The organism is Haloplanus sp. GCM10025708 (genome assembly GCF_042663985.1).
In the GTDB taxonomy this organism is placed as follows: domain Archaea; phylum Halobacteriota; class Halobacteria; order Halobacteriales; family Haloferacaceae; genus Salinirarus; species Salinirarus marinus.
The window spans coordinates 1485041-1506487 of the sequence record NZ_JBHSZA010000011.1; the positions used below are offsets into that span (position 1 = coordinate 1485041).

The following is a 21447-nucleotide window of genomic DNA, read 5'->3' on the forward strand; positions in this document are numbered from 1 at the left end:
CACAGCTGCCGGCCGCCCTCGGCCTCGATACCGCGAATCGTATCGGCAAGCCGGCTGCCGGCACCACCGACGCCGATTAGCGCGAGCTTCATTGCCGCCCTCGTCGCAGGACCGGAGCGCGATCAGTTCGATACACGGTTCAGACGACGGGGTCGAGATCGTCGTTCTCGTCGGTGATCAGGTTGGTGATCTTGTCCTCGCGAGCGGCTTGCTGCTCGGCGATCTGTTCCTGCGCGTCGACGGCCTGGTTCTGAATCGTATCGATCCGTGGCGCGTCCGAGACGTTCGAGAGGAGCACGGCCGCAGCGAGTCGCGACGAGTTCTCCCGCGGATCGTCACCGACGAGAACCTCGACCGTCTCGGCTTCCTGCTCGAGCCACTGGCGAGCGCTCTCGATTCCCTTCCGGGAGAATTCGCTGGGCGGGCCGGACAACACGACGAGCACCCGCTCGGCGCTCGACACCTCACAGGGCAGCGTCAGCCGCGAGTTCGTCGCCCGGCGGACGAGTGACTTGATCTTCGTCGCCTGGCTGGCGTCGTCCAGGGGATCCTCGTCGGCACCACTGCTGCCCCACCTGTCGAGGAGCCCTTCGGGCTGTGCGTCGACCGCCGTGGCGGCGTAGCCGATCGAGGATACCCCGTCGGTGGCGAGCGTTCGGATGATGTCGCTCGAGTCCATCGCGTTCTCCGCGACCTCCGTGTCGTCGGTTTCGCCCGCCGCCAGGAGCGTCACGATCCGGGCCGCCAGCTCGCGGTTCATCTCCTCGTATCCTTCTTCGATCGTCTGTTCTCGAGCGCGCCAGGCGTCGTTGTCGAAGCCGATGAAGTTGTCGACTTTGTTGACGAACGGCTGGAGGGACCGGGCGGCGTTCAGCGCCGGGCGTCCACCCTCGTACTCGCCGGGAAGCACACCGAGGGCGTACACCGGCTCGTCGTACATATCCTGGAGGGCGTCGATGACGACGGGGCCGCCCCCGCTCCCGGTGCCACCGCCCAGGCCTGCAGCGACGAGGATCGCGTCGACGTTGTGGATCTCTATGTCGTCGAAGGCACGACGTATCTCGTCGATATCTGCCGACATGACCTCGGCACCGATCTCTACGTCGCCACCGACGCCGTGGCCCTTCGACTTCTGATTCGTGTCGCCGACCAGAACACGCTGCTCTTCGGGGATGTACTCGGGTTTGGCGAGGTCCGTTCGGGCGGTGTTAATCGCGTGGACGTGCCGACAGAGGTTCCGGTTGGTCTCGGATTCGAATTCGACCATCCGATCTACGACCTTACTTCCGGCGTTGCCGACACCGATTGTAGCGAGTTTCATGACCGTCGGTCGTGTTGACTGTATCGAGAGACATAGTTAATTTGGTTCGGTGAGAAGCCCGCTTTACCTTCTCGGTGAAACGGCACAGCGGGAATCGCCCCGGCAGAGGATCGCACACGCCGAGCACTTACTGGATTTCGTCACGGAGCGTCTCGATCCGGTCGTCGAAGAGACGTCCCGGCGAACGGTCCCTCGACCAGGGATCGTGAACGGGGAGTCGATAGCCAGGGTGGGATTCGAACCCACGAAATCTCGATTACAAGTCGAGTGCATGAACCGCCCATGCTCCCCTGGCGCAGTTCGGCCTTACCCGTCCTCCTTTGAGTGTGTATCGCTTTCGAGCGATTTCCGGAGTTCGACGCGGTGGGGCGAGTAGCCGTGCCGATCGTAGAACCGCCGGGCGTCGTCGTTGTCGGCCATCGCTTCGAGCGTGACGACATCCGCTCCGGCGTCGGCGAGTGCGGTCTCGGCCGCCGAGAGCAACGCCGCGCCGACGCCGTCGTTCCGCGCCGCGGGGCGCACGTAGAGGTTGCTCACGACGCCAGGGGTCACGGACTGCTGGTAGCGGCCGGGTTCGAGGCGAAAGGTGACGAACCCGACGAGTTCGGCGTCGGCGGCGACGCGGATGCCGTCGGTGACGACGTGCCGAGCGATCTCCTCGCGGACGGCGGCGCGGTTGGCCGTCGGGCGGAGCGTCGATCCGTGCGCTCGCTGGTCGCGCGCCAGTTCGACCCACAGGTCTGCGATCGCGTTCACGTCGGCGGCGTCGGGCGTCGTTATCTCCATCGGCGGACGTCCCTACGCACGCCCGGGGCGAACGCTTTTCGGCGGCGATGCGCGCTTGCGGAGATAAATTTCACGGAACGAAGGGATGTTTAAATCACCCGCACGTCCGCAGACACCACGAGAGACACCCGTATTCGGCGACAAACGGACGGGTTTAGGCGCTCTCGACGAATTTTTCCGGGCCTTCGTAGAACCAGTAGCCAGCCTCGCGCATGGCCCGACCCAGGGCCTGGTGGAGTTCGACGAAGTCCTCGAACTCCTCGCCTTCGACGTTCTCGAAGATCTCGCGGAGCGACACCACCGTCTCGTGGTCGATGCGGACAGGGTCGTCGCCGTACTCGTCGACGAACTCGGATTTGGAGAGCGGAAAGTCCTCCTCCTCGTCGATCTTCTTGGCGACGATGGCGTGGCCGTACTTGCGCCTGCCCTCGCTCCCTTTCTCACCGTCCGGGTCGTGTGGCCAGTCCATACGCGTGGGTCGGACGGGGGTATGAAAGCCGTTACGGAACGCCGAAGGAAGCGGAGCACCGGCTCCGGCGGCGAGGGGGCGAAAAGGGGGACGTGAGGAGGGGGAGGGCTACCTCACGGAAGACCCATGCATTCAGGGCATGGGTAGTCGGTCAGTTATGACAGTTTCACAATAAAACTGACGGAATCGACCGGCAGTCGGTGGTGTGCGAGCGCCCCGGAGGGGACGGAACGAACGGTGGGACTGGGATTTGAACCCAGGAGGCCGGAAGGCCACCTGCTCTCAAGGCAGGCGCGTTAGTCCACTCCGCCATCCCACCACGGCCAGCGCTTCGAGGGCGGGCGAAAAAGGCGTGTCGGTTAGCGAATCTCCGACGGGGTCAGTCCGCTCTCGCCACCCGGCGCTCGTCGCCGACGACGTGGAGACCGAGTTCGTCGACGAACGCCGCGGTGTACGCGGGGACGATGCGTTCGGCGGCGAGTCGCGCAGAGAGGAACGGGAGCGCGGTCAACAGGTCTTCGCCGCGTTCGACGACCGGCGTCATGGGAATGTAATCCACCTCGTGGCCGGCGTCGCGTCCGCGGTCGGTCAGCGTCTCGACGGCCGGGTCGTGGTAGGCGTTCTCGAAGTCCACCGGCTCGGTGAAGGCCGCGTAGTAGACCCGGCCGTCCGTCGACGGCCCGAGGACGACGGGGGAGCGTCGCAGTTTCATCGCCGCGCTGTCGACGATGGTCCGCGCGAGAAACGGCGCGTTCCCCGGACGGCGGCCGCCGACGTCACCCCTCCTCGCGGAGGAGGTGGGTCACGGTGTTGCCGGCGCGGGCGGAGAACGTCGAACCGACCTGTGGTTCGAATCGCGCCTCGGAGACGTCGTCGAGCGCGGACGCGGCGAGCGCGCGCAGTTCCGCCTCGGCGCTGGTGTCGGTGACGTACTCCTCGGGGAGCAGGTCGTCCGGCCGGTAGTTCACGAGGAGATCCCCGCCCGAGCGCTCGACGGCGACGAGGACGTCTTTGAGCATCGCGGCGTAACACTCCGCGGCCTCGGACTCCGTGAGCGGACTCGTCTCGGCGAGGGCCGGCAGGACGAGTCCCTCGCGCGGGGGTCGGCGAGAACGGCGACGACGGTCATATCCGCGTGTCGCCGTCGCGGCCCTTGAAGTCGCCGGTGTCGACTCGCGTGCGACGGGCGGCGCTCATCGACTCCGGCGGCCCTTCGTCTGGCGGTAATCCCGTCCGAACACCGACTCGGAAACGTGATCGACGAACGCCGCCGTCTGTGCGTCCGTCTGGTCGTCGAGCGCGACCATGGGAATCAACTCGAACCCGCGCCCGCGGATGGTCGTCGCGTGTTCCTCGCGAACGTCGAACGACGACGGGTCGCGCGTGGTGTACTCGAAGGCCAGCTCTTCGAGCGGCCGCTGTCCGATCGGGACGATGATCTCGGGGTTTATCATCCGCACGTCGGCGGTGAGGTAGGGTTCGCAGTTGCCGACCTCCTCGTCGGTCGGGGCGCGGTCGGGGTGGTGACACCGGGCGAGATACGTCAGGTAGGCGTTCCGGAGTTCGGGTTCGTCGGCCGCCGGCGGCGACACCGAGAAGCCGAGTTCCGAGAGGACGCGCTGGAAGCGCTCGCCCGCCTCGTCGCCGGTGAAGGGGACGCCGGTCCGGTCGGCACCCGTCCCCGGTCGCTCGCCGACGAACAGGAACTCGGCGGTCACGTCGCCGTAGCCGTGGACGACCGTCGACCGGGAGTCACGGAGCGCCGGACAGTTGGCGCAGTCTTCGTCCATGCCGAACGGGTTGTCGAGGCGGTCCTGATTCGGGTCCACAGACGTGGCTAGTCCTGACGATACAAAAGCGGTGGCGTTCAGGAACGCCGTCGTGCGCGGCGGCGGTTGACGACGCCGACGTTGTTTGCGACGTTCTCGGTCAGGACGCGGAAGGCGTCGGCGGTGTCCGAGTCGTCGTCGAGGACGATGGGTTTCCCCTCGTCGCCGCCGGTCCGGACCGCGGGGTCGAGAGGGATGTTCCCCAGGAAGGGCAGGTCGTTCTGCTCGGCGAAGGCCGCGCCGCCGCCGGAGCCGAAGATGTCGTGGTCGTTCCCGCAGTCGGGACAGACGAACGTGCTCATGTTCTCGACGATGCCGAGGACGTTGGTGTCGTGTTTGCCGAACATTCGGAGCCCCTTGTTGGCGTCGTCGAGCGCCACCTGCTGGGGCGTCGTGACGACGACCGCCCCGGTGATCGGCAGCGTCTGGAGGAGCGTCAACTGCGTGTCGCCGGTGCCCGGCGGTAGGTCGACGACCATGTAGTCGAGCGACCCCCACGCGACGTCCTCGACGAGTTGCGTGAGCACCTTGTGGACCATGGGTCCGCGCCAGATGACCGGGTCGTCCTCGCCGACCATGAACGCCATGCTGATGAGTTTCATGCCGTACTGCTCCGGCGGGACGATGGTCTCGTCCTCGGTGGCGCGCGGGTGGTCGTCGGCGTCGAGCATCCGCGGCACGTTCGGCCCGTAGACGTCGGCGTCGAACAGGCCGACGCGCGCGCCGAGTTTCGAGAGGCCGGCCGCGAGGTTGACGGCGACGGTGGATTTGCCGACGCCGCCTTTCCCCGAGGCGACGGCGACGATGTTTTTCACGTCGGGCAACACCTGTTCGTCCCGCGAGAGCGACGAGGGGACGCTTGCGGACAGCTCTACCTCCAGGCCTTCGGCGGCGAGCGTCTCGCGAACCCGGTCTGCGATCGCCGTCTCGTCCGGCGCGTAGGGCGCACCGAGGGCCAGCGAGACGCGGGCGACGTCCCCGTCCACCTCGACGGCGTTGACGAGTCCGAGCGAGACGATGTCGTCGCCGAGTGCGGGATCCGAGATCTCCCCGAGAAGGCTGCGAACCTCGGCTTCGTCCATGGGATCACTCCGGGAGAGCGGCGGATAAGGGTTTTGTCCCGGCCGCCGGCGGCGGAATCACCGACGGCGACGCCGGCGCGTAACCACGTCCGGTTACGTCGCGCTCGAATCGGCCTGCCGATTTATGCGTCGCGGCACGTAGACTCATCTACGATGTTAGCGGACGACTTCGGTCGAGAGGTAACCGGTGTTCGTGTCTCTCTCACCGACCGGTGTAACTTCGACTGCGTCTACTGCCACAACGAGGGGCTCGGCGACACGCGCGGTCCGATGGAGCCACAGGACGACGAGATGAGTACGGACGACGTCGTCCGCTTTCTCGAGGTCGCCGAGGAGTTCGACGTCGACAGCGTGAAGTTCACCGGCGGCGAGCCGATGCTCCGGGACGACTTAGAGGAGATCATCCGCCGGACGCCCGACTCGATGGAGGTGTCGATGACGACCAACGGCACCTACCTGCCGGGTCGTGCGGCGGATCTGAAAGCGGCCGGCCTCGAGCGGGTGAACGTCTCACAGGACGCTCTCGACCGGGAGGCGTTCGCCGAGATCACGAAAGCCGGGGCGTACGACCGCGTGATGGAGGGCGTAGAGGCGGCCCTCGACGCCGGGCTCGCACCGGTGAAGCTCAACATGGTCGTCTTCGAACACACCGCCGGCTACGTCGAGGGGATGGTCGACCACGTCGCCGAGAACGACGGCCTCCAGTTGCAGCTCATCGAGTACATGCCCGAGCTGACGGGCAAGCCCGAGTGGAACATCGACATCGGGCGGGTCCACGACTGGCTCGAAGACATCGCCGATCGGGTGGAACACCGGGAGATGCACGACCGGAAGCGCTACTGGGTGGGCGGGTCCGAGAGCGGCGAGGACGGGATGGTCGAGATCGTCGACCCCGTGGAGAACCCGACGTTCTGTGCGAACTGCCACCGGGTGCGCGTCACCCACGAGGGTTACCTCAAGGGCTGTCTCAACCGCAACGACGACCTGCGGTCGATGGGCGAGATGACGCGCGAGGAGATACGCGAGACGTTCCGCGAGACGGTCGCGAATCGCGTCCCCTACTACGGCGAGTACATGGTCGAGAACGGCGACGGCGAGTGGGAGATAAACGAGGAGTACATCGGGGCCTGAAGCGGCGGTCACTCGTCGTGCGCGCCGGCACCGCGCGACGAACGCAAAGAGGCGCCACCGCCGCCGACGCCGTCGCAGCGGGCATCGGACGGCTAACCGGTCTCACGACCCGGTGTGAGGCGGTGTTGCACCCGTCGGCGCTTTCGTGATGTTTAAGTAGCCAACCCGAGTTGATTCTGTTGCAATACGCTGTAGGGGCGAACGTCCCGAGTCCGAGAGGGCGACGATACGAACACGGTGTTGCGGTAGCCAAGCCTGGCCCAAGGCGCTGGGTTGCTAACTCAGTGGCGTAAGCCCCCGGGGTTCGAATCCCCGCCGCAACGCTCGCACATACACTATCCATGAGTGCAGAAGAACCACAGGACGGCTCTACGGAGGAGGACGAAGACCTCCGGTATTTCGTCCGCATCGAGCAGACGGACCTCGATGGGACGAAGAGCGTAGAGCGAAGCCTGACAGACATGAACGGTATCGGTCAGCGCACGGCGAGAATCATCGCCGAAGCGGCCGAGGTCAACCGGAAGGCCACGTTCGGCCGCCTCGAGGACGACGAAATCGAACGCGTCGTCGCGGCCGTCGAGGAGTACGCCGACGAAGTGCCGGAGTGGCTCGTCAACCGCCGAGACGATTTCTTCTCGGGCGAGACGGACCACATCACCGGCAACGACCTCAGCCAGACGCGCCAGCAGGACATCAACCGGATGAAGATGATCAGCTCCTACAAGGGCGTGCGCCACAAGCGCGGCCAGAAGGTGCGCGGTCAGCGGACCAAATCCACCGGTCGCTCCGAAGGCACCATCGGCGTCAACGTCGAGGCCATCAAAGAGCAGGCCGCCGAGGAGGCTGCTGAAGAAGAATGACGACCGGAAAGAACACCAAATTCTACGAGACACCGAATCACCCCTATCAGGGTGAGCGCATCGCCCAGGAGGCGGACCTCCTCGGCCGCTACGGCCTCAAGAACAAGGAGGAACTCTGGCGCGCCCAGTCGGAACTGCGTTCGATTCGCCGCGAGGCCCGACGCCTCCTCGGCGACGCCCAGGGCGACGTCGAAATCGCCCAGCGAGCGGGCGCGGACTTCATCGCTCGCCTGCGCCGGCTCGGCATCCTCTCGGAGAGCGACGACATCAGCACCGTGCTGTCGCTCGAAGTGACGGACATCCTGGAGCGTCGTCTCCAGACCGTCGCCTACCGACAGGGCCTCGCACACACGCCACAGCAAGCGCGGCAGTTCATCACCCACGGTCACGTCACCGTCGACGGTGCGCGCGTCCAGACGCCGTCGCGGAAGGTCGGAGTCGACGAGGAAGACTCCGTCGCCTTCGACGAGACCAGTCCGCTGGCGGACGAACTCCACCCCGAACGCGCGGAGGGTCAACAATGAGTGAAGCCGAAGGCGGCAAGTGGGGCATCGCCCACGTCCACGCGTCGTTCAACAACACGCTCATCACGGTCACCGACCAGACGGGCGCGGAGACGATCGCCAAATCGAGCGGCGGTGCGGTCGTGAAACAGAACCGCGACGAGGCGTCGCCGTACGCCGCGATGCAGATGGCCGAGAAGGTGGCCGAAGAAGTGCTGGCCGCCGGCGTCGAGGGCGTCCACGTTCGCGTGCGCGGCCCGGGCGGCAACCAGAACAAGAGCCCGGGACCGGGCGCACAGGCGACGATCCGAGCGCTGGCTCGCGCCGGCCTCGAAATCGGCCGCATCGAGGACGTCACGCCCATCCCGCACGACGGCACCAGAGCGCCGAAGAACAGCCGACTATAACCATGGCATCCGACTTCGAGGTCGAGTTCATCGAACGCGACGACAGGAACGCCCGGTTCGTCGTCCGCGGGCTGACGCCCGCGTTCGCGAACGGCATCCGCCGGGCGATGATCGCCGACGTGCCGACGATGTCCATCGACACCGTCCGGTTCGTCGAGAACTCGTCGGTGATGTTCGACGAGATGATCGGCCTCCGGCTGGGGCTGGTGCCCTGACGACGCCGCTCGACGACTACGAGACGGGCGAGACGGCCACGCTGGCGCTCGACGTCGAGGGGCCCGCGACCGCCTACTCGGGCGATCTTCGATCGTCCGACGACCTGGTCCAGCCCGCCGACGAGAACATCCCCATCATCGAGTTGAAAGAGGGACAGCGGCTCGAACTCGAAGCGGACGCGGTGCTCGACCGCGGCCGCGAACACGCCAAACACCAGGGCGGCGTGGCCGTCGGCTACCGGCATCTCCAGCGAGTCGACGTCGTCGGCGACGCCGGCGAGTTCGACGAACAGGAGTCGAACATCCTCCGCGGGGTCATCGAGACGGAGGACGACGAACTCGTCTTGACCGACGAGTTCGACAACGACCTCACGGAACGCTACCCCGGCAAAGAGGTCGAGGTACACGACGTGCCCGGCGCGTTCGTCTTCCACGTGGAGACGGACGGGTCGGTCACCGCAGAGGAACTGGTCCTGCGCGCCGCCGACTCCATCGGTGACCGCGCGGCAGAACTGGAAGAGAAGGTCGCAGTGTAAGATGATATCCGCCCCCACCAACCGGTCGTCCGCTCGTCCCGAGAGCGACGCCAGTCGCCGCTGGGACGGTGCCGCGCGCCGCCGGATTCGAGGTGACGCCGCGCGCCGCCAGCCGGACGGGCGGACCGAAAGTGGTTTGAGTGGGGGCGGGATACTGCGATATGCGTGCAGGGATAGCCAAGTCTGGCCAACGGCGCAGCGTTCAGGGCGCTGTCTCGTAGGAGTCCGCAGGTTCAAATCCTGCTCCCTGCACTTCTCTTCGATTCTCGACGGCGAGCGACCGCTGGTCGCCACGCGTCGATTTTTCCCGTTACAGGAGGTAGATTATGAGTAAGACGAACCCGAGACTACAGAGTCTCATCGCCGAGTTGAAGGCGGTCTCCCGCGAGTCCGGGTCCGGCGTCTGGCAGGACGTCGCGGACCGCCTCGAAAAGCCCCGGCGCACACACGCGGAAGTCAACCTCGGGCGTATCGAACGATACGCCCGGGAAGACGAAACCGTGGTCGTCCCCGGCAAGGTGCTGGGGAGCGGTGTGCTCCAGAAGAACGTCACCGTCGCCGCCGTGGATTTCTCCACGACGGCCCGGAAGAAGATCGAACAGGTCGGTGACACCGTGGGCCTCGAACAGCTAGCCGAACAGAATCCCGACGGATCGAACGTCCGGGTGATCCGATGAATCTCGCCGAATTCGACGCCGACGTGGTCGTCGATGCGCGCGACTGCATCATGGGCCGGGTCGCCAGCGAGGTGGCCCAGCGCGCACTCGACGGCGAACGCGTCGCTGTCGTGAACGCCGAGGCGGCGGTCATCACGGGCAACGAGGAAGCGACGATGTCGACCTACCGCAAGCGCGCGGAGCTCGGCTCGGACCGCGGACCCTACTACCCCAAGCGTCCGGACCGCATCTTCAAGCGCGCGATTCGCGGGATGGTCCCACACAAGAAACAGCGCGGCCGCGAGGCGTTCGAGAACATCCGCGTCTACGTCGGCAACCCGTTCGACGAAGACGGGGAGGTGCTCGAAGGCACGTCGCTGGACCGCCTGTCGAACATCAAGTTCGTCTCCCTCGGAGACGTCTCCGAGAATCTGGGTGCTAACGTCACATGGTAACGAACACGAGCGGCAAGAAGAAGACGGCCATCGCCCGCGCGACGGTTCGCGACGGCGAGGGTCGCGTGCGAATCAACTCCCGACCCGTGGAGCTGGTCGAGCCGGAGACGGCGCGCCTGAAGATGCTCGAACCCTTCCGCATCGCCGGTGAGGACCTCCGCTCGGAGGTCGACATCGACGTCACCGTCAACGGCGGCGGGTTCAGCGGTCAGGCCGACGCCGTCCGGACGGCCATCTCCCGCGGACTGGTGCAGCATCTCAACGACGCCGAACTCCGCGACGCGTTCATGGAGTTCGACCGGTCGCTGCTGGTCAACGACGTCCGGCAGTCCGAACCGAAAAAGTGGGGCGGTCCCGGTGCGCGGGCCCGTTACCAGAAATCCTACCGCTGAGGTGAGCAGACCATGATGATACCGGTCCGGTGTTTCACGTGCGGCAACGTCGTCGGAGAACACTGGGAGGAATTCAAGGCCCGTTCCGCGGAGGGCGAAGACCCCGCCGAGGTCCTCGACGACCTGGGCGTCGACAGACACTGCTGTCGGCGGATGCTCGTCTCGCATAAGGACCTGGTCGACGTGGTCTCCCCGTACCAATGACGACGAAACAACGCTACAACCGGTACGAGAAGGCGCGCATCCTCGGGGCGCGAGCGCTGCAGGTGTCGTACGGCGCACCGGTGCTGGTGGAGACGGAGCAGACCAAACCGATCCTCATCGCCGCCGAGGAGTACGACGCCGGCGTGTTGCCCTTTACGGTGAACCGGGAGGAGAAATGACGCGCATCGCGTCCGTCTCGTTGCGTCGCATCCTCGATTCCCGTGGGAACGCGACCGTCGAGGCCGACGTGCTGACCGAATCCGGCGGCTTCGGGCGGGCGGCCGCGCCAAGCGGTGCCTCGACCGGCGAGTACGAGGCCATCGAACTCCCGCCGAGCGAGGCCATCGCCGCCGCGCGACGCCTCGCCGTCCCCCGTCTCGTCGACGAGGTACACGCGGGCAATCAGCGCGAGGTCGACGAGGCGCTCCGCGGAGCCGACGGCACCGACGACTTCTCGAAACTCGGCGCGAACAGCGCCGTCGCCATCTCGATGGCCGCCGCGAAGGCCGGTGCCGACGTCCTCGGCGCACCGCTGTATCAGCATCTCGGCGGGGCGTTCCGGGGCGAGAACTTCCCCGTTCCGCTGGGGAACGTCATCGGCGGCGGGGAACACGCGAAAGACGCCACCGACATCCAGGAGTTCCACGCCGTCCCCGTCGGCGCGCCGAACGTGTCGGAGGCCGTCTTCGCCAACGCCGCCGTCCACGAGGCGGTCGGTGACCTGCTCGACGAACGCGGCACGGCCGCGAACAAAGGCGACGAGGGTGCGTGGGCACCCCCATCGACGACGCTACCGCGTTCGAACTGATGGCCGAGGCCGCCGACGAAGTCGAAGCCGACGTCGGCTTCGAAATCCGTCTCGGTCTCGACGTCGCGGCCGCCGAACTCTACGACGCCGACGACGGCGTCTACCGCTACGCGGACGAGGAACGGACGCCGGACGAACAGGTCGAGTATATGGCCACGCTGGTCGACGACCACGACCTGGCGTACGTCGAGGACCCTCGACGAGAACGACTTCGACGGCTACGCCGACCTGACCGACCGCGTCGGCGACCGGACGGTCGTCTGCGGCGACGATCTGTTCGTGACGAACACGGAGCGTCTCCAGCGCGGACTCGACGCGGGGGCGGCAAACGCCATCCTCGTCAAACCGAACCAGATCGGCACGCTCTCGGACGCGTTCGACGCGGTCGAGTTGGCGTCCCGAAACGGCTACGACGCGGTCGTCTCCCACCGCTCGGGCGAAACCGAAGACGCGACCATCGCACACCTCGCCGTGGCGACCGACGCCCCGTTCATCAAGACGGGGGCGGTCGGCGGCGAGCGAACTGCCAAACTCAACGAACTCATCCGCATCGCGGAGGACGCAGTATGACGGAAAACGATAACGAACTCGAAGCCGCGGACGAGGGTGTCGACGCCGAGGAGGCCACCGAGGCCGAACCGGACGCCGAACCCGAAGCCGAGGCCGAACAGCCGGAAACAGTCGCCGAGGAGGCCACCGAGGCCGCCGAGGCCGAACCAGAAGAAGCGCCAGAGGAGGCAGCGACGCCCTTCGACGAGGACGTCATGCCCGACGAGGAGGCCGACCTCCTCATCCCCGTCGAGGATTACCTGGCCGCCGGGGTCCACATCGGGACCCAGCAGAAGACCGAAGACATGGAGCGGTTCATCCACCGCGTCCGCGACGACGGCCTCTACGTCCTCGACGTGAGCCAGACGGACAAGCGCATCCGCGTCGCCGCCGACTTCCTCGCGAACTACTCGCCCGAGCAGGTCCTCGTGACCTCCTCCCGGCAGTACGGCCGCTATCCGGCCGAGAAGTTCGCCGACGCCATCGGCGCGCGCGCCCGCACTGGGCGATTCATCCCGGGGACGCTCACGAACCCCGACTACGCCGGCTACATCGAACCCGACGTGGTCGTCGTGACCGACCCCATCGGCGACTCGCAGGCGGTCAAGGAGGCCATCACGGTCGGCATCCCCGTCATCGCCATGTGCGACTCGAACAACCAGGTCAGCAACGTCGACCTCGTCATCCCGACGAACAACAAGGGTCGACGCGCCCTGTCGGTCGTCTACTGGCTGCTCGCCAACGAGACGCTCGACCGCCGCGGCGCGGAACCCGCCTACGCCCTCGAAGACTTCGAGGCCGAGATTTAGTCGGGTCGTTTCGTTTCGATTTCTCCCGCGATCAGTCGCAGTAGACGCCGAGCGTTCCCCGGAACGGCCCCGCGTCCAGCCACGCGACTCGGCCGTCGCCCCACGTCTCGGGGTCGGTGAGCGACAGCGCCGTCGCCGCCCGGTCGAAGTCGGGCGTCCCGAGCAGGTAGGCACACGGCCCGGCACCGACGGCGTCGAGTCGGTCAGCGAGGTCGCCGCCGTCGGGAGCGACGAACGTCACGGGTTGGCCGGGCACCGTCGCAGCCGCCCCTTCGAACGGCGTCTCGACGGCGACGGGCGTCGGGAACCGATACCGGCGGCCGAACGTCGAGGCGGCCGACTCGACGTCGTCGACGAGGAGGACCACTTCGGAGACGCCCGTGAGGACGTCCGTTCCATCGGTCGGTTCGATGCGATACGAGCGAGGCGTTCGGTCGGTTATGGCGAACGGGAGGGGACCAGCGGTGCCGTCCTGGAAGGCGACGTCCCACTCGACTTTCGCTCCGTCGGGCCGGTCGCGCTGGGCGTAGCGCGGGCCGTCTACGCGGAAGCCAGCGTCGATGGCCGCCTTCGCCGCGTCGGCGACGTCGTCCGCCTCGACGCACCACGCACACGGCCCGGCCCGGTCGGCGAAATGCTGTTTCCAGTAGCCCGCGTCCCGCGGGTCCGTTCCCGGCGTCGGCGCGAGGAGTTCGAGATACGACCCGTCGGGAAAGCCGGTGAGCGCATTGTGCGCGGGCCGATGGCCGTGCTCCCCGCCGTAGTCCGTCGGTAACCCGACGTCCTCTGCGGCCGTGCGGACGTCGTCCAAGTCGTCCCACGCGAACGCGACGTGATCGATGGTGGGTGAACCCATGCCACGGCCGTCGCGCCCGGGGGACAAAACACTGGTGTGGCCGAAGCGTTTTGTCCCGCCGCGTCCGACAGTACCCCATGAATCTGTTTCGGAGCGTCCGGGCGGTGACGGACGCGTCTGGCGACGGGACCGTCGGCTGGGACGCCGTCGCCGAGGCGGCCAAAGCGAGCACCCGACCGGGAACGCTCGACCTGTCGGCCGCCGACCGGGACGCGTACGCGTCCGACGTCCGCGACGCCCGCGAACGCCTCCAGACGGTCGGAGACGTCCGATTCGACCTGCCCCGCGTCGTCGAGATCCAGAACCGCCACCACTGGATCGAGACGAACGTGACGACGTTCGAACGCGTCATGCGCCCCATCGAACGACACGGGGAGTCGGCGTTCCCCGAGGCGGCGCGCGTTATCAACACCGGATCGATGGCGTTTCTCCTCGCCTTCCTCGGTCGGCACGTCCTCGGACAGTACGACCCCCTCTTGCTGGCCGACGGCGACGACGCCGACGAACACAGCCTCTATTTCGTCCACCCGAACATCGTCCGCGTCGCCGACAGCCTCGGCGTCGCGCTCCCTCGCTTCCGGCGGTGGATCGCCTTCCACGAAGTCGCCCACGCCGCGGAGTTCGGCGCGGCCCCGTGGCTCTCCGGCTATATCGAATCCCGGATGAAACGCGGCGTCGAGGCCCTCGCGACGGGCGGCCTGGATCGAGAGGCGTTCGAAGAACTCGACGCGGCCATGACCGCCGTCGAGGGGTACGCCGAACTGCTGATGGACCGCGCGTTCGACGAGGAGTACCGCGATCTGCGGGAGAAACTCGACGCGCGCAGGCAGGGCGGGGGCCGCTCGCGCGGCTCGTCCGACGACTGCTGGGATTGGGTCTGAAGCGCCGGCAGTACGAACGCGGCGCGGCCTTCTTCCGGCACGTCGCCGACGAACGCGGCCTCGCCGCCGCGAGCGCCGTCTGGGAGCAGCCGGAGAACCTCCCGACCGACGCGGAACTCGACGCGCCGGAGCGGTGGCTGGCGCGGGTGTCGGCGTGAGCTAGCGGGGCGCGCGAATCTGTCGACCCGTTCGGACGAGGAACCAGAGCAACACGCCGCCGACGACGAGGCCGGCGAGAGCGGCACCGCCGGCCTGGACCGCCGTCGCCCCGCCGCCGAACGCGACGAGGCCCGCCGAGACGCCGACGAGGAGGACGAAGACGACTCGCAGACGGAGGTTGGCGACGCGTCGCTCGTCGTCGGTGAGACTCGGGCCGACCATCACCCTTCGACGGGGGTGCTGACGTGCAGCCCCACGAACTGCCACTCGTCGTCGCCGCGCCGTTCGAGCGTCCCGCTCCACCGCGTCTCGAAGTCGCGCTCGCGGTCCGTCTCGACGTCCGTCCAGCGCATGGACACCGCATCCGAGAACCAAGCGAACGCGTCGCGTTCGGTCACGCGGAGGGTCGAACTCTCGACGCGCCAGTCCGTCGTCGTTCGGGTCTGGTCGCGCAGACCCTCGGCGATCTCGTCGTAGCCCACGAGTCGTTCGCCGACGCCGTATTTCACGACGTCGGGGCGCTCCGCGAAGTAGGGGTAGAGCGGTTCCCCCGACGGAGTGCCTCGTAGTAGTCTCGAACGGTCGCTTCGGCGCTCATGGAGGCGAGGAGACGCCCGCCGATAATAAATTCAGTAGAAACCGCGTCCCACGTCGTCCTCCTCGACGAGGGCGTCGAGTTCCTCGGTCAGCAGCCGTTCGGCCTCGTCGAACTCCTCGACGAGGTCGTCGAGTTCGTCGGGTCGGTCGGCGAACTCGAACGCCATCGGCCCGAACGCCGGGCTGTCGAGGGCGTCCATCACGTCCGCGAAGAAGTCGTCGGGCGTCGTCGGCGTCTCGGCGTGGACGCGAACCGTCTCTTCGAGGCGTCTGGCCGCCTCCTCGGCGTCGTCCTCGTCCTCGGGGGCGTCTGGACCGCGAACCGCCCCTCGTGGTCGACGTCTGGGAGCAACGGATCGATGCTGTCGTCGATCTTTCGGGCGACCCGCGCGCCGACGCCGCGGACCTCGTAGGGGTTTTTCGCGTACGTCTTGAGCTGGTAGAGGCCGACCGACGGATGGCCCAGGTAGAGGTCCTCGCCGACGCCGTCCCGTCGCTGTCCGGCGACGGCGCGCCAGCCGTCGCGGTCGGAATCGCGCTCCGTCACGTCTTCGAGGATGTCCTGCCAGTCTCGGATCCGCATACGCGGCCGTTGGACGTCGATCGAAGTGAGTCTAACGGTCACCGTCTGCGGCGACGTGGCCGCGACGCCCACATTCATATTCGCGGGGTCGAATCCATCGGACAGGGATGCCCGAAATCGAGATTACGCCGGAGCAGCGTGACCGACTCCGCGCCCTCCAGGAGGACCTCGCCCGGGACGTCGTCGGCAAGTACGGGCACGTCCGCCCGAAAGACGCCGTCGAGTATCTCCTCGACCAGCACGACGGGGACGACGCCTCGGACGCCGGTGCAGGGGACGACGAGGCGACGGCCGCGGCGTCGACGGCCGACGAAACGGACGAGGGCGGCAAAGCGGACGAAGGCGGCGAAGCCGTCGCGCGCGTCGTCGACGACCCCGAGGCGGACGACGCCGCGACCGCCGAACCGTCCGCGTCGGCCGACGATGCGATCACGTCGACGGGGACGGAGACCGAAACGGCGAGCGAGAGCGCCGCCGGCGACGACTCGATGCTCGACGCGATGTTGAGTCTCCTGAACACCCACGACGACAAGTGGGAGGAGTCGTCGGCCGCCGACGAACGCTACGCGGTCGAACTCCCCGACGGGTCCACCGAACACGTCCGAACCAAAGACGACGTGAAGGCCCTCCTCTTCGAACACTACCGATGACTGGACCGCTGGGCCGCGTCCGCGCGTGGATCGGATCGCTGTTCGGGGCGGGGGAGTCGGACGACGAACCGGACGGAGAAACGGCGAAATCGACGACAGGCGGTGCGACGCCGGAATCGACGTCGGCAGGTGATGAAACGCCGGAATCGACGGCGGAGGTGACCGCGGAGGCGCTGGAGAAAGCGATAGCGAACGCGGAGGCGACGCCGACGACCGAGACGGTCAGACGGGAGACCCCGAGCGCCGACGACGCCGACGGCGCGGCGGACTCGCCGTTCGAACTCGAAGGCGGTCCGCAGACGGTGCGAGTGCCGGCCGAGGAGACGACGGTCGCGGACCAGGCGACGGCGGACGGGGACGGCGCTACGGACGCGGCGGCGGGATCGGAGACCGATGACGCGGCGACGACTGACGACTCGGTGACCGATGGTACAGCAACCGACGGCACAGCGGCCGACGACGCCGAACCGTCCCCGACCGACTACGCCTATCGGTGTACGGTCTGTGGAACCGGCGTGGAGACGCCGGACGATCACTGCCCGCTCTGTCACTCCTCGGAGATCGCTCCCGCAGACGACGCGGGCGACGTCTACGACTCGGCGGGCGACGAATCCGCTGAGACGGAGGCGGCCGAGCCAGTCGGCCAGAAGACGACGTCGATATCGGACGCCGACGACGCCGTCGAACGGTTGCGCGACCTCCGTCACGACGAGGAGTGACCTGATCGACACGTAGTGACCCGACCGACAGCGTTTTTCGCCGCGGACGACGAGGCGGTAGCGTGAACGTTCGGGGTCCGATACTCGAAGTCCGCGACCCGAAGACGGTCAGTACGCGCTACGGCGACCGCGAACTCGTCGAAATCGTGATCCGACCGGACCGCGGGGCCGACGACGCGACGACGGTGACGCTCTGGGGGAAGTGGACACACACGGCCGACCACGCCGAACCGGGGATGGAACTGCTCGTCACCGACGTCGAGGAGACGACGTTCGACGGCGAGTCGGGGTACGCGACGAGCGGCGACTCCCACGTCGTGCTCGAACCCGACTTCCTCGTCGACGTGACGGACGTCCGCTCGTGGGTGCAGTGTCCCCGGATGTACTACCTGAACAAACTCTCGGGCGTTCCCCTCGCTTACCCCGTCGTCAAAGGGACCATCGTCCACGAGGTGTTCGGCGACCTGCTCCGCGGCCGGGACCTAGAGGACGCCGTCGAGGAACGCGTCTCCGGGTCGGCGCTGGAACTCGGGTTGCTCGGCTACGAAGCGGACGAAGTCGAAAACGAGGTGCGGCGGAACGCCGCCGCGATCGAGGGGTGGCTCTCGCAGGGGACGCTCACCGACGAGGACAGTTGGCGCTCGGAGCAGACGCTCATCTCGCCCACCTTCGGCATCAAGGGCCGGGCGGACGCCCTCCGCCGCGGGACGCCGGTCGAACTCAAGACGGGCAAGAACACGAAACGCGACCCGCGGTTCCAGGACAAGATCCAGGCGGCGGCCTACGCGTTGATGCTCGACGAACGGGGCGTCCCCGCCGACACGGGGACGCTCCTCTACACGAAAAACAAGACCCTCGACCGGAGCGAGGAGACGGGCGACCTCTCCCCGGCGAAGGATTTCTCCGTCGGTGACGGGCTACTGGAGTTCGTCGTCCGCACGCGCAACGAAATCGCCGCGATGGAGTTCGACGCGTCGGTGCCGACGGGATACGAGGCGGACGCCAAATGCGAATACTGCTTCGAACAGGACGCCTGCATGGTCGTCTCCGGTCGCCTCGACCAAGAGTCGAAGGCGGGACAGATCGGGACGGCCGTTCCCGAGGAGGAACGCGACTATTTCGACCGGACCTACCGCGCCATCGAACGCGAACGCCGGGCGGTCCACGACGAGTACCGCAAACTCTGGGAGCAGTCGGCCGAGGAGCGCGCCGACGCCGACCGGGCGCTCCTGGATCTCGAACCCGTCGACCGGCGCGAACTCGACGGCGGGCGGTGGGAACTCCGCGCCCGGAAACCCGGCGACGCCGTCTCGAAACTCCGCGAGGGCGACGTCGCGATGGCGAGCGACGGTGATCCGGTCACCGGCCACGCCGAAATCGTCCGCATTCAGCAGTTGGGCGAGGAGGTCGTGGTCACCGCGGACGAACCCGTCGAACCCCGCCGCCTCGACGTCTACCCCTCGGAACTCTCCGTCGACCGGATGCTGACGGCGCTCCACGACGCCGTCCTGAAAGGCGACCCGGATCGGAAGGACGTCCTGTTCGGACGCAGAGAGCCGACGTTCGGGGACGCTGACCATCCCATCTACGTCGACAACAACGACGCGCAGAACGAGGCCGTCGCCCGCGCCGTCGACGCCGAGGATTTCTCCCTCGTCCACGGCCCGCCGGGGACGGGCAAGACCTACACCATCGCCCGCCTCGTGCGCGCGCTGGTCGACCGCGGCGAGCGAGTGCTCCTGTCGGCCTTTACCAACCGCGCCGTCGACAACGCCCTCGAAGCCCTCCGGGACCAGGGGTTCGAGGATGTCGTCCGGATCGGCACCGTGACGGGCGTCCGGGCGGACATGCAGGACGTCCGCCTGGAAAAGAGCGGCGACCCGAACGACCGGGCGGCCGAACTCCGGGACGCGCCCGTCGTCGCCGCGACGACGGCCGCCTGCGGCTCTCGAACGCTGAAAGAAGCGTCGTTCGACGTCGCCGTCGTCGACGAGGCGTCGCAACTCACCGAACCCGGGTCGTTGCTGGCAGTGAACCTCGCCGACCGGTTCGTCCTCGTCGGCGACCACCAGCAACTCCCGCCGGTCGTCCAGTCGGGCGACGAGACGCTCTCGCGCTCCCTGTTCGAACGCCTCCACGACGCCCACCCCGAGGCGTCCGTGATGCTCGACCGGCAGTACCGCATGGCCCAGCGGATTCAGGCCTTCTCCTCGGCGGAGTTCTACGACGGCGCACTCCGCCCGGCCACCGGCGAGGTGGCGGCCCAGCGACTCTCCGACCTGCCCGGCGTCGATTCCGGCGCTCTACCGCCGGAACTCCGCGATTCGGTGAGCTTCGTCGACCCGGACGGCCGCCGCGAGGGCAACACCAACCCCGTCGAGGCCGACCGGGTGGCCGAAACCGTCGACTCGTTCGTTTCGGCCGGCGTCGACCCCGACGACGTCGGCGTCATCGCCCCCTTCCGCGCGCAGGTGGCCGAGATCGCCCGCCGGGTCGACGTGACCGTCGACACGGTCGACCGCTTCCAGGGGTCCAGCGAGGAGGTGGTCGTCGTCTCGTTCGTCGCCACCGGCGACCTGGAGAGCCCGATCTTCGAGGACACCCGCCGGGTGAACGTCGCCCTCACGCGGGCCAAGAAAGCGCTCGTCCTCGTCGGCGACGCCGGGGCGCTCCAGTCGGACTCCTTCTACGCCCGGATGCTCGACTGGGCGCGCCGGTGAGTCGACCGACAGGTTTGAGGCGTCGTCCCACGATCCGACGGTATGGACGAAGTGGACCTGCCGCTGGGCACCGGTTCCGTCGCGGTAGCGCTCCCCGACTGCGACGTGACGGTGCTCGAACGGCCGGGGAGGACGGCCGTCGACCCGCGGACCGCCGCCGTCGACGCCATGGCCGATCCGCACGGCCCCGACCTCGAGTCGCTCGCCGACCCCGACGACGAGGTGACTGTCGTCGTCACCGACGTGACGCGGGCGACGCCGGACGACGTGTTGGTGGACGTCCTCGTCGACCACCTGCCGGTCCCCCGCGAGAACATCCGGATAGTCATCGGCCTCGGTCTCCACCGCCCGATGACGGAGGCCGAGATCCGCGAGGGCCTCGGCGACTACGCCGACCTTGCGGTGAATCACGACCCCGAGGCGACGGTGACGATGGGCGAGGTGGACGGCCACGACGTGGACGCCCACCCCGCCGTCGCCGAGGCGGACCTCCTGCTCTCGACGGGCATGGTCGAACCGCACCAGTACGCGGGCTTTTCGGGCGGCGCGAAGACCGTCGTCATCGGCGCGGGGAGCGAGTCGATGATCCGCTACACCCACGGCCCGGAGATGCTGTCGCGGTCCGGCGTCCGCCTCGGTCGCATCGACGGCAACCCCTTCCGCGAGACGATCGACCGCGCGGGCGACGTGGTCGGCCTCGACTTCTGTCTCAACGTCACCAAGGGCCCCGAGGGCGTCCTCGGCGCGGCCGCCGGCCGCCCGCGCGACGTGGTGGCCGACCTCACCGCCGTCGCTCGCGAAGCGCTCTCGGTCCCGGTCGACCGGGAGTACGACGCCGTCGTCGCGGGCGTCGGCGCGCCGAAAGACGCCAACCTCTACCAGACGACCCGCGCCGCGACGTATCTCGCACTCGGCGACAGGAACCCTGTGAAGGCGGGCGGCCGCATCGTCCTGCCCGCGACGCTGGCCGAAGGCGCGGGCGAGGGGACGGGCGAACGGCGGTTCTACGAGCGACTGCGGACGGCAACGGACGCCGAAACGCTCTACGAGGAGATGCGCGAAGGATACGAACCCGGCGCACAACGGGCGTTCGTCGTCGCGCGCACACTCCGGATGGCCGACGTCTACGTCACGAACAGCGACTATCCCGAGGTGGTCGAGGAGTGTCTGATGCACGCCGCGCCGACCGTCGCCGACGCCGTCGTCCCCGGCAGCGACGTGCTCGTCGTCCCGGACGCGTTGAACACGCTGGTCGTGTCTCCCGAGTAGG

Annotated in this window: 21 protein-coding genes, 3 tRNA genes and 6 pseudogenes; 19 read left to right on the forward strand and 11 right to left on the reverse strand. The window is 67.7% G+C overall.

Going from position 1 to position 21447, the window contains the following annotated elements; translation table 11 throughout:
- Window positions 1-139 precede the first annotated feature (139 nt).
- The 7 genes and pseudogenes from ACFQJD_RS11250 to ACFQJD_RS11280 form a co-directional block, all read right to left on the reverse strand.
- Entirely contained in the window at window positions 140-1321 is a 1182-nt protein-coding gene (locus ACFQJD_RS11250) for a tubulin/FtsZ family protein (RefSeq protein ID WP_379798278.1), read from the reverse strand.
- 306 nt (window positions 1322-1627) lie between these two features.
- On the reverse strand, window positions 1628-2107 hold the full coding sequence (locus ACFQJD_RS11255; RefSeq protein ID WP_379798280.1) for a GNAT family N-acetyltransferase: 480 nt from the start codon (window positions 2105-2107) through the stop codon (window positions 1628-1630).
- A 154-nt stretch (window positions 2108-2261) separates the two neighbouring features.
- Window positions 2262-2576: a DUF5785 family protein gene (locus ACFQJD_RS11260; protein ID WP_379798283.1), complete on the reverse strand. Its 315-nt coding sequence runs from the start codon at window positions 2574-2576 to the stop codon at window positions 2262-2264.
- Window positions 2577-2811: 235 nt separating this feature from the next.
- A tRNA-Ser gene (locus tag ACFQJD_RS11265) sits at window positions 2812-2895 on the reverse strand.
- A 60-nt stretch (window positions 2896-2955) separates the two neighbouring features.
- Window positions 2956-3705, reverse strand: a pseudogene (locus tag ACFQJD_RS11270) (hypothetical protein).
- Between the two features lie 64 nt (window positions 3706-3769).
- Window positions 3770-4366, reverse strand: a complete 597-nt coding sequence (locus tag ACFQJD_RS11275; protein ID WP_379800498.1) for a uracil-DNA glycosylase — start codon at window positions 4364-4366, stop codon at window positions 3770-3772.
- Window positions 4367-4443: 77 nt separating this feature from the next.
- A complete protein-coding gene (locus tag ACFQJD_RS11280; RefSeq protein WP_379798285.1) occupies window positions 4444-5487 on the reverse strand; it encodes an Mrp/NBP35 family ATP-binding protein in 1044 nt (347 codons plus the stop codon).
- Window positions 5488-5640: 153 nt separating this feature from the next.
- Between ACFQJD_RS11280 and moaA the strand changes: the two genes are divergently transcribed.
- The 14 genes and pseudogenes from moaA to rpsB all read left to right on the forward strand — a co-directional run bounded on the left by moaA (window position 5641) and on the right by rpsB (window position 13012).
- Window positions 5641-6618 carry a GTP 3',8-cyclase MoaA gene (gene moaA, locus ACFQJD_RS11285; protein ID WP_379798288.1) on the forward strand — a complete coding sequence of 326 codons (978 nt, stop codon included), beginning with the start codon at window positions 5641-5643 and terminating at the stop codon, window positions 6616-6618.
- 239 nt (window positions 6619-6857) lie between these two features.
- Window positions 6858-6941: transfer RNA gene (locus tag ACFQJD_RS11290), tRNA-Ser, on the forward strand.
- An 18-nt stretch (window positions 6942-6959) separates the two neighbouring features.
- Complete coding sequence (locus tag ACFQJD_RS11295) at window positions 6960-7478, forward strand: 30S ribosomal protein S13 (protein ID WP_379798290.1); 519 nt, start codon at window positions 6960-6962, stop codon at window positions 7476-7478.
- A complete protein-coding gene (locus ACFQJD_RS11300; protein WP_379798292.1) occupies window positions 7475-8002 on the forward strand; it encodes a 30S ribosomal protein S4 in 528 nt (175 codons plus the stop codon). The genes ACFQJD_RS11295 and ACFQJD_RS11300 overlap by 4 nt, the downstream gene beginning before the upstream one ends.
- Window positions 7999-8388, forward strand: a complete 390-nt coding sequence (locus ACFQJD_RS11305) for a 30S ribosomal protein S11 (protein ID WP_379798294.1) — start codon at window positions 7999-8001, stop codon at window positions 8386-8388. Before ACFQJD_RS11300 ends, ACFQJD_RS11305 begins: the two co-directional genes overlap by 4 nt.
- Before the next feature lie 2 nt (window positions 8389-8390).
- A pseudogene (locus tag ACFQJD_RS11310) lies at window positions 8391-9139 on the forward strand (DNA-directed RNA polymerase subunit D).
- Window positions 9140-9306: 167 nt separating this feature from the next.
- Window positions 9307-9391, forward strand: a tRNA-Leu gene (locus ACFQJD_RS11315).
- Window positions 9392-9465: 74 nt separating this feature from the next.
- Window positions 9466-9816 (forward strand): 50S ribosomal protein L18e, encoded by a 351-nt coding sequence (locus tag ACFQJD_RS11320; RefSeq protein WP_379798296.1) that lies wholly within the window; start codon window positions 9466-9468, stop codon window positions 9814-9816.
- Window positions 9813-10250: a 50S ribosomal protein L13 gene (locus ACFQJD_RS11325; protein ID WP_379798298.1), complete on the forward strand. Its 438-nt coding sequence runs from the start codon at window positions 9813-9815 to the stop codon at window positions 10248-10250. The genes ACFQJD_RS11320 and ACFQJD_RS11325 overlap by 4 nt, the downstream gene beginning before the upstream one ends.
- Window positions 10244-10642 (forward strand): 30S ribosomal protein S9, encoded by a 399-nt coding sequence (locus ACFQJD_RS11330; protein WP_379798300.1) that lies wholly within the window; start codon window positions 10244-10246, stop codon window positions 10640-10642. The genes ACFQJD_RS11325 and ACFQJD_RS11330 overlap by 7 nt, the downstream gene beginning before the upstream one ends.
- 12 nt (window positions 10643-10654) lie before the next feature.
- Window positions 10655-10846: a DNA-directed RNA polymerase subunit N gene (locus tag ACFQJD_RS11335; RefSeq protein WP_379798304.1), complete on the forward strand. Its 192-nt coding sequence runs from the start codon at window positions 10655-10657 to the stop codon at window positions 10844-10846.
- Window positions 10843-11025: a DNA-directed RNA polymerase subunit K gene (locus ACFQJD_RS11340; protein ID WP_379798306.1), complete on the forward strand. Its 183-nt coding sequence runs from the start codon at window positions 10843-10845 to the stop codon at window positions 11023-11025. Before ACFQJD_RS11335 ends, ACFQJD_RS11340 begins: the two co-directional genes overlap by 4 nt.
- Window positions 11022-12224, forward strand: a pseudogene (gene eno / locus ACFQJD_RS11345) (phosphopyruvate hydratase). The gene ACFQJD_RS11340 and the pseudogene eno overlap by 4 nt, the downstream one beginning before the upstream one ends.
- Entirely contained in the window at window positions 12221-13012 is a 792-nt protein-coding gene (gene rpsB, locus ACFQJD_RS11350) for a 30S ribosomal protein S2 (RefSeq protein WP_379798308.1), read from the forward strand. Before eno ends, rpsB begins: the two are co-directional and overlap by 4 nt.
- Before the next feature lie 31 nt (window positions 13013-13043).
- Here the strand turns inward: rpsB and ACFQJD_RS11355 are convergent, their stop codons facing one another.
- Window positions 13044-13868, reverse strand: coding sequence for a VOC family protein (locus ACFQJD_RS11355; protein ID WP_379798310.1), 825 nt, complete (start codon window positions 13866-13868; stop codon window positions 13044-13046).
- Between the two features lie 77 nt (window positions 13869-13945).
- Between ACFQJD_RS11355 and ACFQJD_RS11360 the strand changes: the two are divergent.
- Window positions 13946-14907, forward strand: a pseudogene (locus ACFQJD_RS11360) (zinc-dependent metalloprotease).
- A gap of 1 nt (window position 14908) precedes the next feature.
- On the opposite strand, the gene ACFQJD_RS11365 reads toward ACFQJD_RS11360, so the two are convergent.
- From ACFQJD_RS11365 to ACFQJD_RS11375, 3 genes and pseudogenes are all read right to left on the reverse strand, one after another.
- Window positions 14909-15130 (reverse strand): hypothetical protein, encoded by a 222-nt coding sequence (locus ACFQJD_RS11365; RefSeq protein ID WP_379798313.1) that lies wholly within the window; start codon window positions 15128-15130, stop codon window positions 14909-14911.
- Window positions 15130-15506 (reverse strand): annotated as a pseudogene (locus ACFQJD_RS11370) (nuclear transport factor 2 family protein). Before ACFQJD_RS11370 ends, ACFQJD_RS11365 begins: the two are co-directional and overlap by 1 nt.
- Window positions 15507-15537: 31 nt before the next feature.
- Window positions 15538-16088: pseudogene (locus ACFQJD_RS11375) on the reverse strand (hypothetical protein).
- A 107-nt stretch (window positions 16089-16195) separates the two neighbouring features.
- Here ACFQJD_RS11375 and ACFQJD_RS11380 point away from each other — a divergent pair.
- The 4 genes from ACFQJD_RS11380 to ACFQJD_RS11395 all read left to right on the forward strand — a co-directional run bounded on the left by ACFQJD_RS11380 (window position 16196) and on the right by ACFQJD_RS11395 (window position 21446).
- On the forward strand, window positions 16196-16738 hold the full coding sequence (locus ACFQJD_RS11380) for a hypothetical protein (protein WP_379798315.1): 543 nt from the start codon (window positions 16196-16198) through the stop codon (window positions 16736-16738).
- The gene (locus ACFQJD_RS11385) at window positions 16735-17457 is read left to right on the forward strand and encodes a hypothetical protein (protein WP_379798317.1); all 723 of its coding nucleotides are present in this window, start codon (window positions 16735-16737) and stop codon (window positions 17455-17457) included. Before ACFQJD_RS11380 ends, ACFQJD_RS11385 begins: the two co-directional genes overlap by 4 nt.
- 62 nt (window positions 17458-17519) lie before the next feature.
- Entirely contained in the window at window positions 17520-20177 is a 2658-nt protein-coding gene (locus tag ACFQJD_RS11390; RefSeq protein ID WP_379798320.1) for an AAA domain-containing protein, read from the forward strand.
- Between the two features lie 51 nt (window positions 20178-20228).
- Window positions 20229-21446: a lactate racemase domain-containing protein gene (locus ACFQJD_RS11395; protein ID WP_379800500.1), complete on the forward strand. Its 1218-nt coding sequence runs from the start codon at window positions 20229-20231 to the stop codon at window positions 21444-21446.
- Window position 21447: the final 1 nt, after the last annotated feature.